This window comes from Caulobacter sp. DWR1-3-2b1 (genome assembly GCF_049895765.1).
In the GTDB taxonomy this organism is placed as follows: Bacteria; Pseudomonadota; Alphaproteobacteria; order Caulobacterales; family Caulobacteraceae; genus Caulobacter.
Genome location: NZ_JAFCSZ010000015.1, coordinates 73,943 through 89,999, shown reverse-complemented (window position 1 = coordinate 89,999; position 16,057 = coordinate 73,943). Strand labels below are relative to the sequence as shown.

Below are 16,057 nucleotides of genomic sequence, written 5' to 3'. Positions count from 1 at the left end.
GCGTCGCTTTCGCGGCCAAGGGTTTTGGTCTCATCTTCGTTCCTTCGTCACTACGATGAGACCAAAACCCTCCTCTAAACGGAACCCTCAATCTGTCTCAAAGGCGCTGACGGCGGACAGCGTATGCGGCGCATCGACAATCTCTCGGTCGGCATCGGGTTCCCTCGCTCAAAAACGAGGTTCTCCGTAGCCCGGTCAGACTGTCGGTCGAGGCTCCATCATCCCCTCAGCAGGGGCGCCCACGATGCCGTGGAATCCGTGCCCACCATCGCGTGGAAATCGTGCCCATGATGCCGTGGAATACGCGCCCACGATGCCGTGGAATGCGCACAAATCGATCCGCAAACCTCTCAAATATGAGCAATCCTCAGATAAAAATGCGTCGAGGGAGACAATAGCGAGACTGGCGCGGCGTAACGCTGATCTGATGAAACATCGGCAAAAAGCATCGGCAAAAACGCGGCTTGGCGCCGCGAGAACATCATGTTCGCCGTCACTTATCCCGGTGGAAAGATCGGCAAAAAGATCGGCAACGAGGCCAAAGTTTACTCCCAAGCCGGGACTGCAGCCTTTGGACGGAAATGACGACATCCATGGCCCGCTCCGCTCCATCACGACTGTGCCGGTTCGGCGGCTCGTGGAGCCAACTCGCGCCTTAGCTCTTCGCCTAGCCCGAACCGAGCCGCGCTCCCCTCAAGCATAGCCATTCCGCGGCTGACCACCCTTTCATCGAAGCTTGCGAAGCCTAGAGGGACCGGAATACCGGATGAACCTCCGACAGGTGCGTGGACTACAGCGACCACGAAACTGCCCGGTGAGAGCAGCATCTCAAATCTCCCCGGGAACACGGCGCCCTGGCATTCCCGCCTGATGTTGAAGGCCTGCTTCACCCACGACTCCGCAGGCCCGGCGGTTAGGGCTACAGCCTCCACAGAAGGGAGGCCATCGCGAGTGCGAATAACAAGGTCTCGGAGCTGGTCCACCGCCTCGGCCATGATCGATGTGCTCCCCCAAAGGGACACCTGCGGCACCAGCCAGAACATAGCAGGGGAGGGATGCTTGGCGCGTCGCAGGCCATAGTTCGCGACCTCGACCAATCGGCGAGCGTTCTCTGGTGTAAAGAGACTACCGAGTATTGGGGTAGTTTTCCTGTCGGCCCGTACATCACCGTGACTGGTAAAGGCGTGCCGGTAATAGCGTTGAACGTTGAGACCGTCGCGCCGAAGCCATTCGCCGAGATACTCCGGCGCCATTTCTGCAAGCAAATTGTAGGCGTCGTGGTCGTCGTCGCGGTGGGAACAACTAAGCTTTTCGATGACCTTGAGAACCGAGCGGCCCACGGCTTCGCGATCGCTCAACTCGTGTTCAGAGCGCCAATCAGACAGGTCTATTTCTACCTGCATTGGCTTCATACCCGAGGAGATGAGCTTCACTCGAACTACGCTCGAAAAACGATCTTCAGCGCTAACCCCATCTATTGAATAAAGGGACCGTCGGGCGGCTGCGATTGAATCCATACGGGGGGCCAACTCGCGAAAGTGTCGTCGGAACTGAGCTGGCACCCTTTCGGTTGCGGCACTGACCTGCGCCGGGTCCGCAAGCGGTAGCTCCGGAAGGCACCGTTCGAAGATGCTGGTAGATCGCGTGTCGGCGGGCGCTAGAGAGATCAAGTCTAGGCCGATGCGAGCATTCTTACGCTCGACCTCAAAAATAACTGGATCGTCGCTACCGGGCTTGAAGAGCCCAAGTCCGTTCGCTGTGAGCGCTAGTCGCCCATCTGTGCGGTTCACATAATCCGCCTCTTCAACTTCGGCGAGGACGTAAGCCATCTCCCTACGGCTGTAGCCGAAAAACGCCTGCACCGCTTCCTCTGTGCAGCTTCCAAGTACTTTGACCAAACGCAGGAGGAACTCTGCGGTGACCGAGATCTTGCCAACCTCGGCGACGGTATGGTCCACCAGGAAGCGTCGGCATGGTAACGCCAAATCCAACAGCCCGAGTGTCAGTGGGCCGTCCTCGTCGTCGTCGATGAGCGTCGCTCGCTGCGGACGCAATGTTAGTTTGCTGCGGGGTTTTTCACTCACTTGCAGCTCTCCGCCGGCAGGTCCATCGGTTGCGCCGCAGTGGCGGCTACAGGAGACGGGTTTAGCAGTGCATTGGCGTCGATCACCCTGCCGTCGCCCGCTTCCACGCACTGCGCAAAAGCCTGGGCGATCTTGTCCATTGGACCTCCGGCCGCCCATCTGCTGCGGCTGCCTACAATCACTAGTCGATCCATGGCTCGGCTCATCGCAACGTTAATGCGGTTGGGCTTGGCTAGGAAACCCGGCCTGATGACTGCAGATCCATTGGCGCGAGTGCCCAGCCAATTGTTGCGGACGAGCGAGACGATGACGATCGGGTTCTCCTTGCCCTGGTAGCTGTCGATCGTGTCGACCTTGAGCGCCTCCCGAACCGTTTGGTGGACGGACGACAGTGCCAGCTTTCTTCTCACGAGATCTCGCTGCGCGGAGTACGCGCAGATGACGCCGATCGCATGGGCGTGGGCCGTCTGTGCGCTTAGCCAGATGACAAACTCTTCGCTGTCACCCAGTCGCTTTAGCAAGGCTACGATGGCATCAGCCTCGACGGTGTTGCTGAGGCTCTTTCGATGGTTTGGATCGCCCTGCCTTCCCCGTTCGCCGACCGGAGCCGTGTCGATCCAAACGACAGGGCTACTAAGTTCCAATGGCAAAATTGCGGGATCGATGATCGGCTTGTGCCTGCCATGCTCAAGCTTCCTTTCGTAGAAGGATCTTGAGACAATCTCTCCGATAGCTGGGAGCATTCGGTATTGTCGTCGCAATGTGTGGCCAGCCTCGCGGCCGTAGGCGGATTCAAAAACGCGCTCAAAATCGCTCCTCGCGACTTCCGCCTCGCTCACATGCAACTGCTTGGCCACCTTTTCGACAACTGACTCAGGGTGTTGTGGTTGAAGCTGTTCCTGATCGCCTACTAGAACGATCCAACTGCCGGCCTGCGCAGGCACGGCAAGTTCGCTGGCTGTGCATCTGGCTGCTTCGTCGACAATTACCAAGTCGAACGGCGTTGAGGTAAGCCCGAGTGACGAGCGGCCGAGGCCCACACACGTACCAGCCACGATTTGCCGGGTGCCGGCCAGGAAGGTTTCGAAGCTACGGTGTTCGGTAGAGACGCTACCAATGAAATCGCGGGCGATTGCAGCGACTGATTGATAGCGCGCGACCCGGTCTAGACTCGGCCGCTCGTCTGGCGGCATCTGCATGATGCAGGCGGAGACGATGTCACCGATAATCTGGTCGGCCTGCATTGCGGAGCCGACGGACGCATCCACCTGCAATGGCAAGAGTTGCTGGCAAATCGTTTCGCGCAAGGCAGCGACACGCTGTGCGTTAGCAGTATCGCCGTCGAGCTCCGAGATGCGAATAGCGACGGGCCGTATGGCATGTTCCACGTGCGCGAGCTTGTCCGCGAGTTCAGCCGGGATACCAAGAGCATTCGCGGCGACCCCGAGCCTTTCGCGCAGCTCCGCCCGGAACCGGTCCTTCTGAAGCTTTTCTACTCGTTCTACGTGGAACGGCAGGAGGCGGTCAGAGACTACTCCTTCGTTGCCTACTCGCAGGATGCTGGGCGCGTCTCCTGCCTTAGCGAACAGCTTCAGTACCGCTTCTGCGGCATTGTTGACCGCCTCGTGCGCTTGGCTTGAGAGCAACACATTGCGGGCGAGCCCATGTGTGAGCGCGGCGTGAACGAGGGCAGCGATGAAGACCGTCTTGCCCGTGCCCGGCGGCCCCTGAACGAGTGCTAGCGGGCGTGTGGCTAGCACCGCTGACAGAGCGGCGGCCTGCTTGTCGTTTAGTCCGTAGTTCTCCTTCAGAAGCTCGGGCGCTAAGCGGTTCAGAAGCATTCGTGGCTTCGCATCCGACCGGGGGTCGATCACGTGGATGAGATCGCGCGTTCGTGACGCCTTGCCGACGACGCGCTTGACCGCAGCCTGCCGTCGATCGAGGCTCTTCTGTTCCATGCGACTACGGAAACGCAGTTCCTCACCTTGCTCCACGAGCGGCGGCGCTCCTCGCGGATGCGGTCTAAAACTCTCTATGAAGATGAAGTCCGGCTTAGATCGCTGCAGGTCTAGGTGACCAATCGGTCGCCAATTTCCGTGCCGATCCTCGCGCTCCACCATCACGCTGTCGTTGCGATTGTAATCGAACGAACCGCTCAGCAGATCAAAGTGTGCCTTGTGCCGTGTTGTAGATGTGTCGAAACCGCTGTCCTCTGCGACCTGGCCGTAGGTCACAAGCTCTTCCTCTGCGTCGATCAGTGACTGCCATAGCCGGCCAACGTCGACTTGACCGGTCGGAACCGGTGCCGCAGCGATCGCTTCGATCAGGTCGTCTTCGGGTGGCTCTCCAGGCGTGCTTTCACGCTCGGCTGTCCGCTCCTCCTGGGCATCGGCCTCACTTGGAACAGCCGATCGGGGTGAAAGTGCCGCAACAACCTCTTCCCGCTTAAGCACTGCCGCTAGCTGGGCGAAGTCTACCGCAGGTGCCGCTTCAAAGAAAATCGTTCCCTCGAAATGGCCGAATTCGAAACGTGTCACAAAGCGGATGCGACTCTGATCCACCGCTCTGCGGAGGACGGAGACAGGCAAGTTGTCCGACCCCAACTTGACTTCAACCTCTTCGCAGGCACCGCGGATGATAATCCCCCGCCCCCATGGTGACTTCCGAAGATAATACCTTCCTTCGTCCGCAAGCACTGGCCCCGAGTCAACTTCCAATGTTCGCAGCACAATTCGTTCCATATTGGACGCGTTGCTGTCAGGTGCCCGTAGTGCATCTAATATTGGTAGTAAGGTCGCGTTCGGCGCGTCGGCCTTCCTTATCTCCTGGATCGCGTCCCTTACTCGCAGCGAGGCGATCGAATCGTCCGAGCTAAGCAGCTCCTCTGCGATAGCCGTGATCGCGAACCGGTCCCGTTCATAGCGGCCGCCTGACTCGGGAGCATATCTCTTGTTGGCGATCTCACCATCTGCTGCGGCCGTGAAATCAACCAGATCCACCACCATGGGGTTGTTCGGTGCCGAGGGGTCAACCAAGATATTGGCTGGCTTGAGATCGCCGTGGGCGATCCGGAGCGCGTGAAGCTTCTCGACCCGATCCGCTAACGCCCCTACCAACGTGAGACGTGCATTCACATCGTCAAGACCGCCGTCGGCAAGGACCGCTTCGAGATTGGGAAGGTCCACCCATTGCTGAACGAGCACTATTGCGTCGCCAAGCCAAATCCCCTGCAACACCGTCGGGCAGCCTTCGGGCTGCACGGAGGCTAGCTCCGACGTGCGGTCCAAGAAGGCGAGGATTTTGGGACCTTCGCGTTGCTGGTCTCCCCAAGTTGCCCGCTTCCACACCTTGATCATGACGTCGCCATCGCCGCAGCGAGAACGCCAGCGCATGCCAGCCTCATCGTCGCGCAGCATCCCGCCTTCCGGTGGGTAAGCCGTAAACAGCTGGTACTGACTCTTGATCGCATCCGTATGCCGTTGCAGGCCCTCGACGACCTCTGCCGGCGTAGGGCGCACAGCTGTCGCGGCGTTGAAGGCGGCAAGGGCCTCGCCAGCATCGCCATGCCTGAGTTGAGGGTCCCAAGCGAGTGCCTTCTCGAACCATTCATGCAACTCGATGAAGTCGGTAGCAACGTCTGCGGAGCTGCTCCATTCAGGGCAACCATCAGTTGCCTTGGGACCAGTTCCGAAAAGGATCCGGTGCGCGGCCGCCGCGGTGAGGAACACGTCGCGGCGCTTAGGGCTTCCCTCGTCGCCGAACACGTCTTCGGGTAGGCGTCCAGTCGATAGGAATTGAAAGCGTGACTCGCCGAGCGATCGAATGTCCGGGTAGCTTGCTGCCATGAGATGAGACAGCTTCACAGTCGAGGGCCGTTGCAGCCATATACTGTGTTGCCCTAGGTCGAGGTGAGTAGCTTCAGCCAAGTGAAGCGAATTGACTGCGGTGATAAGTTGTCTCGCAAGCTCGATGCGGTCAGCACGTCCAAGCTCGTTTAGTTCCGTTCCTGCGAAGTCTAGAAGGCGGTGTAGCCTGCGTCGCCGATCATAGACCTCCCAGTATTGAACGCTATATTCTGGATCGCGCACGCGACCATCGACGATTACGTTCTCGCAGTCGTCCGACCGATCCTGCAGGTATGCGATAACCTCCTGTTCTCGACCGGCGATCTCTCCGCGCCCAGACTCGGTCTGAAACCTGGTCTCAGCCATTGTAAAGTCCCAGAGCCGCAGGACGCCCAGCGTGGGTGACTGGCGCTCGTCGCTCGCCTCGAATTCGGCATAGACGCCGTTCGGGTGTTTAAACACAGGCTGGGGCGAACTCGCGTAGAAGCCGCCATACATCCGCCTTCCGGGGGTGAAGACGCCCTTTGAGACGTTGAAAAACTTTGAGAGCTGGGCCTTCCATTCGGGGTCGGTAAGGGGGACGTCGGGAGGCGCGGCACCAAACGTCGCGATGCGCGCGGGTACGCTCTTCAGCGTCGCCGTGAACGCGGCGACTGGCATGACACTCTTCACCTCGCTCTCTGCAATGCCGGCGAGGTCGCCTGTCTGTGTTAGAACCACCAGGCCCTGAACCTTCGGAATTTTATAAGGCTTGCCCTTGAGGTGCTTTTTCAGGTGGGCCTCGAGCTGGATGAAGATGTCACGCGAGTTCTGCGCGATCTTTTTTACAGGCGAGGGGCCATGATCATGGCCATTGTTGTACCAGCGTCCCTCCCGGCTTTCGATTGGTCCCTTCCAATCCTTGAGATCGACCACAAGGATGCGGTCCTCAGCAACGATGATTACGTCGATCTCCCGGCTGGCACCCGTCGCGATGGCGAGATCGAGATTTGTATAGGCAAACCAGTGCGACGGCAGACCCGCGAGAAGAGAAATACCGGTAATCTCGCGAGCGTGAATGCCCGTTCCGCAGTTGATGATCTTCAAGTAATGCCGCCCCCGTTATACCCACCCTTGGGCTAGATTTGACTGAAGTCTCTCCGGACACAATAGCGATCGAGCAGCCAGTTTTACTCGATAGGAGAGCCGGATGTCCTGAAGTTCCGGGCCGACAGGCCAAAGCTCGCACTGGCAGCTCACCAATAAATCGCGCTGGATCCGCGCCAGCGAGCCGCTTGTCCGTGGCGGACCGTCACTCTGCGGACGTAAACGGCGGAGCCACCAATCCAGCGGATTCAAATATTTCGAAGACCGGTCGGAACTGAGCACGGCGATTTCGTGTGCTGGCATCCGTCATGGAAACGAGCGCCAATAGGTTTTGTTGGGTGAGCTGCGCACGGCGACCAACTCGCCCCACGAAGTCGGCAAGCTGGAAGGGTAGTTCGGCGGCGTGATAGATCTGGCTGCTGCCTCCAACTACCTCGAATACCTGCTCCAACTGCTCGAGCAGTGCGGTATCCTGATATGGCGCGATATATCGCTCGAACCGAAACTCGGCACTCCGGTACGATCCCGATTGCGAGAAGATCGACAGGGCGGAGTCCCAGAATTCAGGAGCGGCAAGTTTCGCCAGCACAGCCGCCTGTGTGCCTTCGTCACTCGCGATAAATTTCTCAATCATCAGTGTGCGGAATGTGCTTAAGCGAACAGCCTCGAAGGCCCTTACGTCTTCTTCCGATGGCTCGAGGTTCTGCAGATACGCCGCGAGCCTTTCTAGAGCGTGCCCAGGCAAGGCGGCGTGCACATCCGAAAAGCTTGCCAAAAGGGCATAGCTATTGGGCAGGTGGATGTCGTCGGAGGTATCAATCAGCGTCACGAGGTTTGGGACGACCGTATCGCGCCAGGCCTCTCCATCAACTTCTCTGACCGCTTGCAAGGCCGGCGGTAGCAAGCCAACTTTGGACTCCCAACCAGTGGGGGCCCCCCTCAGCATTGCTTTCCCCAAGACCGTCGCCAGCGTCGCTGCGGCGCCTCGCCTTGCGTGTGCGAGATATCGTTCCCGCACAAATCGGGTGATCGCGACAGGCTGGGTCGGAAAAGAGAGGCTTCTGAAGTCGGAGTCGAATAAAGCCAGAAGCGTCTTGCCCTGTACTGGCCGTTGAGAAAGTAAGTTGCGGATCGCTTCTACGACATAGAGGCGGACGAGCTCGGGTTCAGGGGCAAAGAGCTCTCCGTCCGACGTGAATGCGGGGTGCGCACATAAATGGCGGTCTGCCTGCAGGCGCTCGAAGTGACGCTTGGTAATGGAGTCGATGAACCCGAAGTCGGTTTCTGCCTTGGTCAGCAGATCTCGCTCCATCGCGAGGAGCTTATCAATATTGTTGGCCTGAACATTTGTGTCCCAGGCGGTGATAAACGTTATGGCCTGTGGCTCGTTTTGACCCGCGAGCTCGCGGACCTTCGCAATGATGTCGAAAGTGAGCGCGACCCAAATAGCGACGATGGCTGCCTTGTAGCTGCCTGCGCGATAGGCCTTGATCGCCTCGTCCATATAGCTTCGACTGAGCGGGTTGCGCACTGTTAGCGCGAGGGCATCCAAGTCCGTCAGGCGTCCGTCCATTTGGTCCCCGCCCCCTGTAGCAACCACCGATGGTGGAGCTTTGCGCTTGTTAAAGCTGTTTATGGGCGTCGCATCAACCGGACGGCGGACAGCGGGGACAATTTGGCCCGGATACCTTCACGTCTTTGGCGAATGCCTAACCCAGTAGCATTGGCGGATCTCGTATCGAGTTAGCAATCCGCAGCGCCGTCTCACGGGCGCGCACCCCTGAGCTCAAGTCACACTCCCAAGCCACTAATACACGCCAGCCTAATCTCGTGAGGCTGGTAATAACTCGCTCGTCCCTATCCACATTTCGCTGGAACTTATCGAGCCAAAATTGTGTGTTGCTCTTTGGGGTGCTCGCGACTTTGCAGCTCTGGTGACGGTGCCAAAAGCAACCATGGACGAACACGATTGCATTGTGACGTGGAAAAACGAGGTCGGGCTTGCCGGGTAGTCTCTTGTTGTTGAGCGTGAAGCGCAGCCCGAGCTTGTGTAGTTCACGCCTCAAGATGCGTTCCGGAGAGGTATTTGACGATCGTATCTGCGCCATACGCTTCGAGCGTTCTTCTGGCGACAAGAAATCGGCCATTGTATCGTACTATGTATCTTCAACAATCTGATAGAATGGAAGGCCCCTTACAACTTGACCTGGGGAGTCGAAAGACTTGTAGAGGCACTGGTGGTTAGCCAGAGTCTTTATGCGCTCTGCCACTTCGGATGCGCCGTTGGCCAGACCTAAAGCCGAGAGTTCAGATGAGGTCAGGTTGGGGACCTTATGCACAAACCACGTTAGCAAGGGCTCCCTGTAATCAGTCGCATTCACTTTGAAATGCCTCAGGTACTGGGATGCCAAAATAACGCCGCAACCAAACTCTCTTCCTTGAAGAAGGAGTTTTCGCAGCACGTCAAATTCATACCGCATGATATTGTCGGCTTCGTCGACGAGTAGATATGAATCGATTGCCCGAAGTTGGGGGGCCTCGCCAAGGAATGGTCGCTTTGGCGTCTTCAACATATTCTCGTAAAACATGTTGAGCATGACCGCCACGAGCATGTTCTTGCTCCGGTCGTCTTGGCCAAAGGCGTCGAGCGAAACGACTACCACACCGTCCAGAAACTGGTTGAAGGGGATGCATTTCCCCGGGTCGCGCTCGAAAATCTCCATGTCGACCAAATCGTCGATGATAGCCATGGGTGAGTCAGACTTGCCCTCGAGCAAGTCTGAATAGGCCGCGTGGACGTCGTATATAGTCGGAGCTGCGCCGCCGGCGCCCTCGTACGCGCTGCGTACTGCCCGCTTGAGCTTGTCGCGCTGGACCGGACCGATCCCGCTGTAAATCTTGTCCAGCACGTCGGCAAAGAAACGGAAGCGATCAAGCCAAGGCGACATGGATTCTTCCATGTCACTGACATCAAACAAATTTAGGGGGAGCCGTTGCGGCTTTACGACTTTTGCCCCAGTCGCCGCGACAAAGTCGGCGCTGCTATAGTCCTTCTTGTAATCAAAGATCAACACGCGTGGACGAATGCCGCGATTCACCGGGGCGGAAGAGGCGATTTGATAGATTAGTGACTTTAGAAGTTGCGTTTTGCCGGTGCCGAGATCGCCAACTACACCCATATTGAGTTGATTTAGGCGTGTATCGGAGAGAACCAGCTCAAGCTCACGCTTTTCGAAGCCATCGATAGTTGTGCCCACGCGCAGGACGATTCCATCTGAAGCCTCGCCAGGATTCGAAACCGGCGGTTCTTCTTCGACCAATCGAGCTAGGTCGCCGGCGGCGGGACCCCGGGCTTCCCCTTGCAGGGCGTCGCTTAGAGAAGGATCTGGCTCGCTCCCTCGCGCTGCAACGTCGGCAGCGCCGGGCTTTGGCATAAGGTCCCAATCGCCGACCCTAGCTCTCACGCTATCGTAGAACGCGTGTGCATCGTTCCCGGCGATGAGGCCTGCGTCCTTCATTCTGATCACTATGGTTTCGGCAAATCCGTCACCGTCGCGGTCGATCGCATCGCTCATAGTCGAGTCATCGATCACGACGAGACGGCCGCGCTTGTCGATCGAAACGCATGCGTCGTCCGCTAGAATAGCCGACGCGATCCGCTCGTGGAGCAAAGACCAGTCGGCAGCGGATCCAGCGAGGTCTTCATGCTGGCTATAGACCCGCATCGCGAACCCGATGATCGAGAGCAAGAGATGCTGATAGGCCAAGCGCCACGCGGACAGGCGCCCTTCCTGTGCCGCCAGATTCTCGAGAAGGCGCGATAAGGAATTTGCTTGCCCTAGCGCGTCACGCGAATCCGACGCGGAGAAAACAGACCCGAGCCGGCATTTTACTTCGATGGGCGTAAGCTGGAGGCGGACCCCTGTTGGTGCGAGGGAGATGCCGACCACCAGCAGGTCTGGCCTGGAAAGTCCCGCATCGGACGTGTCCCTGCTCATGGAACGGGAAAGGTCGTCGATGTAACCTCTGAATGGATCAACTGGTACTACCAACGAAATGGTTGGCTCGCCAGAAGATCCACCGACGACGGGCAAGAGGCTGCCGGGACTGCCCGTTATGCGGAAGCGATCCTGAAGCATGCGCCCGGCTAGAAACAGCCCAAGGTCTCCCGTCGCGCCGGAATCGGCTCCAGAAAGTCCTCTGATAGTCGGGATGCCCCGGCGCGCTACTTCCAGCAATATTCCCTCGACCTGCTCGTCGGAGAGGCTCTCGCATCCAGGCAGTTTCGAGAGCACCCGCTTTAAGCCGTCGCGGTCTGAGGGTTTGACGCGCGAAAGCAAATAGTAGCCGTTGGTGTCACCAGCGCGCTGCGAATAGGACGGCAGGTCGTAGTCCCAAAGATAAGATTGCGGCAGCCAACCGCCAAGGAAACACGCGGGGTCGATCGCGGATGACGATACAGCGACGAAGTCTGCCTTCCGATCCTCGAGCATGTCGCCTATGGCGTGGACGTTCGGCGCGAAGCGAAGTCCGACAGGTTGAGATGCCGAACTCTCGAGCTGTGCTATGCAAGCGGAGACCTTGTCTGCAAGGGGATCACCCGTCGGCTCCGCCGGCCGCGATTGTCTGGATTCGCTGAGGAATCCTTCTGGGAGCTGGCGGCGGATACGATGTCGGATCAATCCGCCAGCTCCGAGCGCTGACATAGCTGGAGTTTCGGATGTATCAGGTTCAGACGAGTCGAGCTGGGCGATAATGCCGAGGTCAATCCCCTTGCCAGCTGGGGGCTGCGCAAACCAGCGCACGTGGTTTTGGGTGTCCTCAGACAGGTTGGCGATCATCGCGTCATCTGGCCATGAGGGCGTATCCCTCATGTCGAAAACGTCGAGCCGGCGAGGCCCCGTGGTGCTCAGACGAGCAGGCTTGTCAGGTTCCGAATAATTAGCGGACGACCACTGGACCAAGCCCTCATTGCAAGAATCCGTAGTTCCGCCGGCGCTACTAATGGCAACGCTCAGCGCTGGCTTGGCGCATAGGACATTGGAAACGTCATCGAGCGCCCGGCCAACCTGCCCCGCGCTAAATCCAGCGGAAATCCCACCGACGGTAATGCCGAACGTGGCGCCAAATGGCGCTTGGCAAGATCGGTTCGCCAGTTCCCGCAACCGGCGACCATTCCACATGACAGACCAGTAGTCCGTGTTCGACTCTACGGCGAGGAACGGGACCCAGTCGATCCCTTCGGGCGCAACTAGCGGCATGTGCAGGACGTCTGGGATCACCCCGGGATCAAGTATACCTGCAGCAGGGCAGGGCTTAGCGCTTAAAGCTGCATCATCGAGGATCCGTTGTGCGAGCGAATGCCACGCCAACCGCAAGGGATGGAGCGGGGAAAGCAAGATCGCATCAGGCGTCCGGGCGAGCGTTCGCTTTCCGGGCTCAAGGGTCGCAATCGCTACGACGTCACTCCATGTCGCTATTTCCGGGCTTGCTCGCAACCATGTGGAATACCCATCGAGATACTCCTCCAAGAGGCCCTGGAAAGCGGCGTCCTGCCGTAGCCACTCGCCCAGAGGGGCCGCCTCGATCAATCGCGACTGGTCATCGCCACCGCGGATGAGGCGACAAATTTCCTTGCGGGCAGATAGGAACGCCGCCGGCGGGTCGAATTGGCTTGCAGGCGGCCGAGGATCCTTAAGGTACCGTCCGGCGGAAATGACGCGACCGGCGTCTTCCTTCCAATTGGGTTGAACCCAATGGTCAGCGTAGTCGTCCGCCAAGACGAGTGGCAAAAAGGAATGAGCGACGTTTTCCTGTTGCAAGATCCACCCCTGAAGGGTGGTCGTACGTGCGTTCCGGTTCAGCTGGACTACGGGCTTTGCGCCCGAAGGGTCGATCTGGCGACGATTGACCATAATTAGTCGTTCGAATTCGCTACTGCAGCCCTCTTCGGCGACATCATCACATGAGATGAAAATACGGCAGGTCTCAGTGGCCGTGCCGCGGGCCGTTGGACGCGTGAAGGGAAGGTCGACCTGATAGGACCCATCAACTTCCACCTCTAACTGGTATAGTCCAGTCTGGACGTCGCGGACTTGCAGTTGCTGTTGCTCTTCACCGTGGCCATCGCCGCTAGCGATTCCGGTTGCCGGGCTGTCAATCGTCGAACCGGGAGAGACGAAGGCTAGGAGCTCGTAACGACCAGGGCCTGGCAGCGTGATCGCGGTTTCCCAATTTGCTCCCTTTGTGACCCGCGAGGGCGCTTTGGGAGGGGTTACCTTGCGTGCAGTCCGGCACACGATGAAGATCCCTGGCCCCCAAGTCGCGAGCGAAATGACCTTGAGCGATGCAGTGCGAAAACCTTCCGCGCTGGCCTTGTATTGGATCGGCGACCTGTGCTGCGGCGGCGCTTCGTCCGAAAGTTCCAGGCGGCCTTCCACCGGCTCGACGCGCGGAAAATCGGCACCGGACCGGCCTGGCGATCGCGCCAAACTGACGACAACTGGGTCACCGTTCTCCTGACTTACGCTTACCGCAATCTCGACCACGTCCTGGACGATCAGTGGTACTCCCCTGGATGGTGGAAGGAGAGGGTTTGCACATTCGACCCGGATGTCGCCGACAATCTCTGGCTCGTCGTCCAGCAGTTCGGCCCACACCTCTGCGGTTAGGCCAAGCCACCACGCAGGGGGAACGGGAAGCTTGGCACCACTTGCTGGCGCGTAAAAAGGTTCAGGGGAGCGGTCAAGCGCAGTGGGAATCTGGCAGCTGGACCGGATGTGGACGAGAAACGCGTCTATCCAGCCTTTCTGCGTGTCGTTTGCTTCGGCTCGAGCATGGGCGAGGCCGGTGGCGAAGCCGTCCGACAGGGCGCTTGCTACCCCGTCTAGGCTCGCGTGCTGCTCGTTGGATACAAGCTTTCCCGTCGCGCTTGGCGGCACGCCACAGGCTAGGCTGATAAGCTGAGCAGCCTGGCTCGTTTCGACAGTGCCCTCGAACACTCTCGCAACCAGCTGCCAGCCCGCCGTACGATTGCCTGCATCTGTATCGACGTCGTCAAAGGCCCTTGCTGCTCGCGCGACGATGGCGCGGGCTTCTTCAACTTGCTGCGTATCCAAGCCCGAGCCAAGCAAGGCATAGTCGAGCGCCATTTGCAGGAAGGGGTCAGCCCACCAGTCCTCGAAAGCAACGTTCGCTCCGTTGCTAGAGGAGGACATCCCAAACTCGTCCGTCGTGGACGTGACGGACCGAATTGCGTGTTGGCCCGGCGGAACGAGCGCAAGGTAGCTCGATGCTCGTGGTGAGTTGCGAAGGTCTAAGAGGTGACTTTCGTCGCAGAGCCCCGACACGCCCGTTCCCGGGTTAGCTGTTCCAGGAGGCAGCTCGGGCACTTGCAACAGTACCGGCAGGTCGGGTCCTTGGCCTGTTGTCAGCAGCGAAAAGACACCACGCAGTATATCTAGCGGCGGGCCATGAAAGATAAGTCGCGTCTCTGTTGGCAACCCCGCGGACGTCTCGGTTAGGCGGCTTTGCACGACCGATGCCAACCAAGATTCAAGCCGGCTCATGGTCTTGCGCCTTCTCGGACGGGCCGAACTTGTGGAAACGGGGGCACCAACAACATGCCACTCTCGGCGTCAGGGCTATCGAGAACTAGCCCAAGCATACGAAGCTGACTTCCAAGCTCGTTGGAGTCGATCTTTCGGTGGTCCACGACAATCCCATACGCCGCCATGTGTTGGGCGAGGCGGTGAACTGACCTTGGGCCAGCTAGCTTTGCGAGAGAGCAATGCACAAGCAAGAGGACGGCGACAGGCCCTGGGACGCAAACCCAGGGGCTGGACTTTGCGGCACTACGCTTTCGAAGCACGTAGCCCTGATCATATCCCCGCAGGATTGGGTTCGCGACCTGACGCTGATAGAGGACGTGCCGGGCGAACTCCATTAGGTTTGCGCCTACGCCTCTGCGACAGCGCAGTGTTCGAGCTTCGCGGTCCGATAGGTCCTCTATGACCGCGCCCATTCCCGCTAGGGCCGCGCGGTTCTCCTTCACAGTGTCGCACAACGCCTGCACGTCCGCTGCGGACGACAGCTTACCCGTGAAATCCTTGCCGCAATCCTGCAGCCCCCACAGGACGGCGTTGAGGCCCAGGCGAGCGGAGAGATATGTCGATGTCCTGTCGCGCAACTCGGAAATCGGTGCCATGCCGTAGGTGAGATACCCGAAGTCGCGTGGGTAGATTGTCTCACGAACGTTGGCAGGTTCCGCACCCGAGAGGGATTGCAGTACGCAGGCCCAAATTTGCCGATGGACCTCGCAAACCCAGGCGACATGCGCAACAGCCGCGATCCTGACCAACGCCTCGAGCAAGCTTGTCCATTGCCGGCGCGTCATCACGGACTTCGCCGCTAATACGGCATCGAGATCTTCGCAAAATTGTCTCGCCGGTGACGCGCGGCCAGCAAGCTCGCCCTCTGGCAAGCAGCTTGCATCGTCTTCTTCTGGAACCGTGAGACCTGCTCCCCATTGCGCCCCTGTCCAGGCGCAAATTTCGTCGCGGAGAAACCGCGCGAAGACATCGTCATCTTCGTGCACACCCAAGGCATGGAACAGCTTCCCCCATGTGTCTTGGGCCGCAGATGGATTCGGCGAACCTAGCCAGATCATCTGGCGGATTAGCGCACCTGCGGGCCATGGATTACCTGCCAGCCGTGCGGAACCCGAGAAAGACGCAGTTTCACCGACTAGTGGGGTGATCTGAAGGAAACGCTTTGCTGACTGGTTCGGAAGCTTGGGGCTTTCGAGTACGTTGTGCAGGAGGGCGTGCATGCTTTCACCGTCAAGCGCCGCGCCGACTGGTTTACGGCCCCTGTCGCGGTTCGCGACTACCGTGCCGTCAACCTTCCTCCCACGTATTGGAACGCGCCCCTCGCTGATCGAGGCGATTTCCCCTCCATCGTTGAAGGCGCTGATCGTGCGGTAAAGGCTCGCAACGAGCACCTCCGAGTTGGCGTACTCCGGAGCTGGGCTCATGGACAGTG

6 protein-coding genes are annotated in these 16,057 nt (G+C 59.0%); all 6 read right to left on the bottom strand.

Going from position 1 to position 16,057, the window contains the following annotated elements:
- Positions 1-611 precede the first annotated feature (611 nt).
- Entirely contained in the window at positions 612-2,084 is a 1,473-nt protein-coding gene (locus ACP69S_RS14210; RefSeq protein WP_425998246.1) for a hypothetical protein, read from the bottom strand.
- A complete protein-coding gene (locus ACP69S_RS14205) occupies positions 2,081-7,015 on the bottom strand; it encodes an AAA domain-containing protein (RefSeq protein WP_425998245.1) in 4,935 nt (1,644 codons plus the stop codon). Before ACP69S_RS14205 ends, ACP69S_RS14210 begins: the two co-directional genes overlap by 4 nt.
- Before the next feature lie 205 nt (positions 7,016-7,220).
- On the bottom strand, positions 7,221-8,588 hold the full coding sequence (locus tag ACP69S_RS14200; RefSeq protein WP_425998243.1) for a hypothetical protein: 1,368 nt from the start codon (positions 8,586-8,588) through the stop codon (positions 7,221-7,223).
- Positions 8,589-8,724: 136 nt separating this feature from the next.
- Positions 8,725-9,162, bottom strand: coding sequence for a very short patch repair endonuclease (locus tag ACP69S_RS14195; RefSeq protein ID WP_425998241.1), 438 nt, complete (start codon positions 9,160-9,162; stop codon positions 8,725-8,727).
- A 9-nt stretch (positions 9,163-9,171) separates the two neighbouring features.
- Complete coding sequence (locus tag ACP69S_RS14190) at positions 9,172-14,232, bottom strand: hypothetical protein (protein ID WP_425998239.1); 5,061 nt, start codon at positions 14,230-14,232, stop codon at positions 9,172-9,174.
- A 347-nt stretch (positions 14,233-14,579) separates the two neighbouring features.
- Positions 14,580-16,049, bottom strand: a complete 1,470-nt coding sequence (locus tag ACP69S_RS14185) for a hypothetical protein (RefSeq protein ID WP_425998237.1) — start codon at positions 16,047-16,049, stop codon at positions 14,580-14,582.
- Positions 16,050-16,057: the final 8 nt, after the last annotated feature.

Bases quoted from the DNA above. Each gene is read 5' to 3' on its own strand.
- ACP69S_RS14200 (WP_425998243.1), bottom strand. From the start codon at position 8,588: ATGGACGGACGCCTGACGGACTTGGATGCCCTCGCGCTAACAGTGCGC.
- ACP69S_RS14185 (WP_425998237.1), bottom strand. From the start codon at position 16,049: ATGAGCCCAGCTCCGGAGTACGCCAACTCGGAGGTGCTCGTTGCGAGC.
- ACP69S_RS14190 (WP_425998239.1), bottom strand. From the start codon at position 14,232: ATGTCCTCCTCTAGCAACGGAGCGAACGTTGCTTTCGAGGACTGGTGG.
- ACP69S_RS14195 (WP_425998241.1), bottom strand. From the start codon at position 9,162: ATGGCCGATTTCTTGTCGCCAGAAGAACGCTCGAAGCGTATGGCGCAG.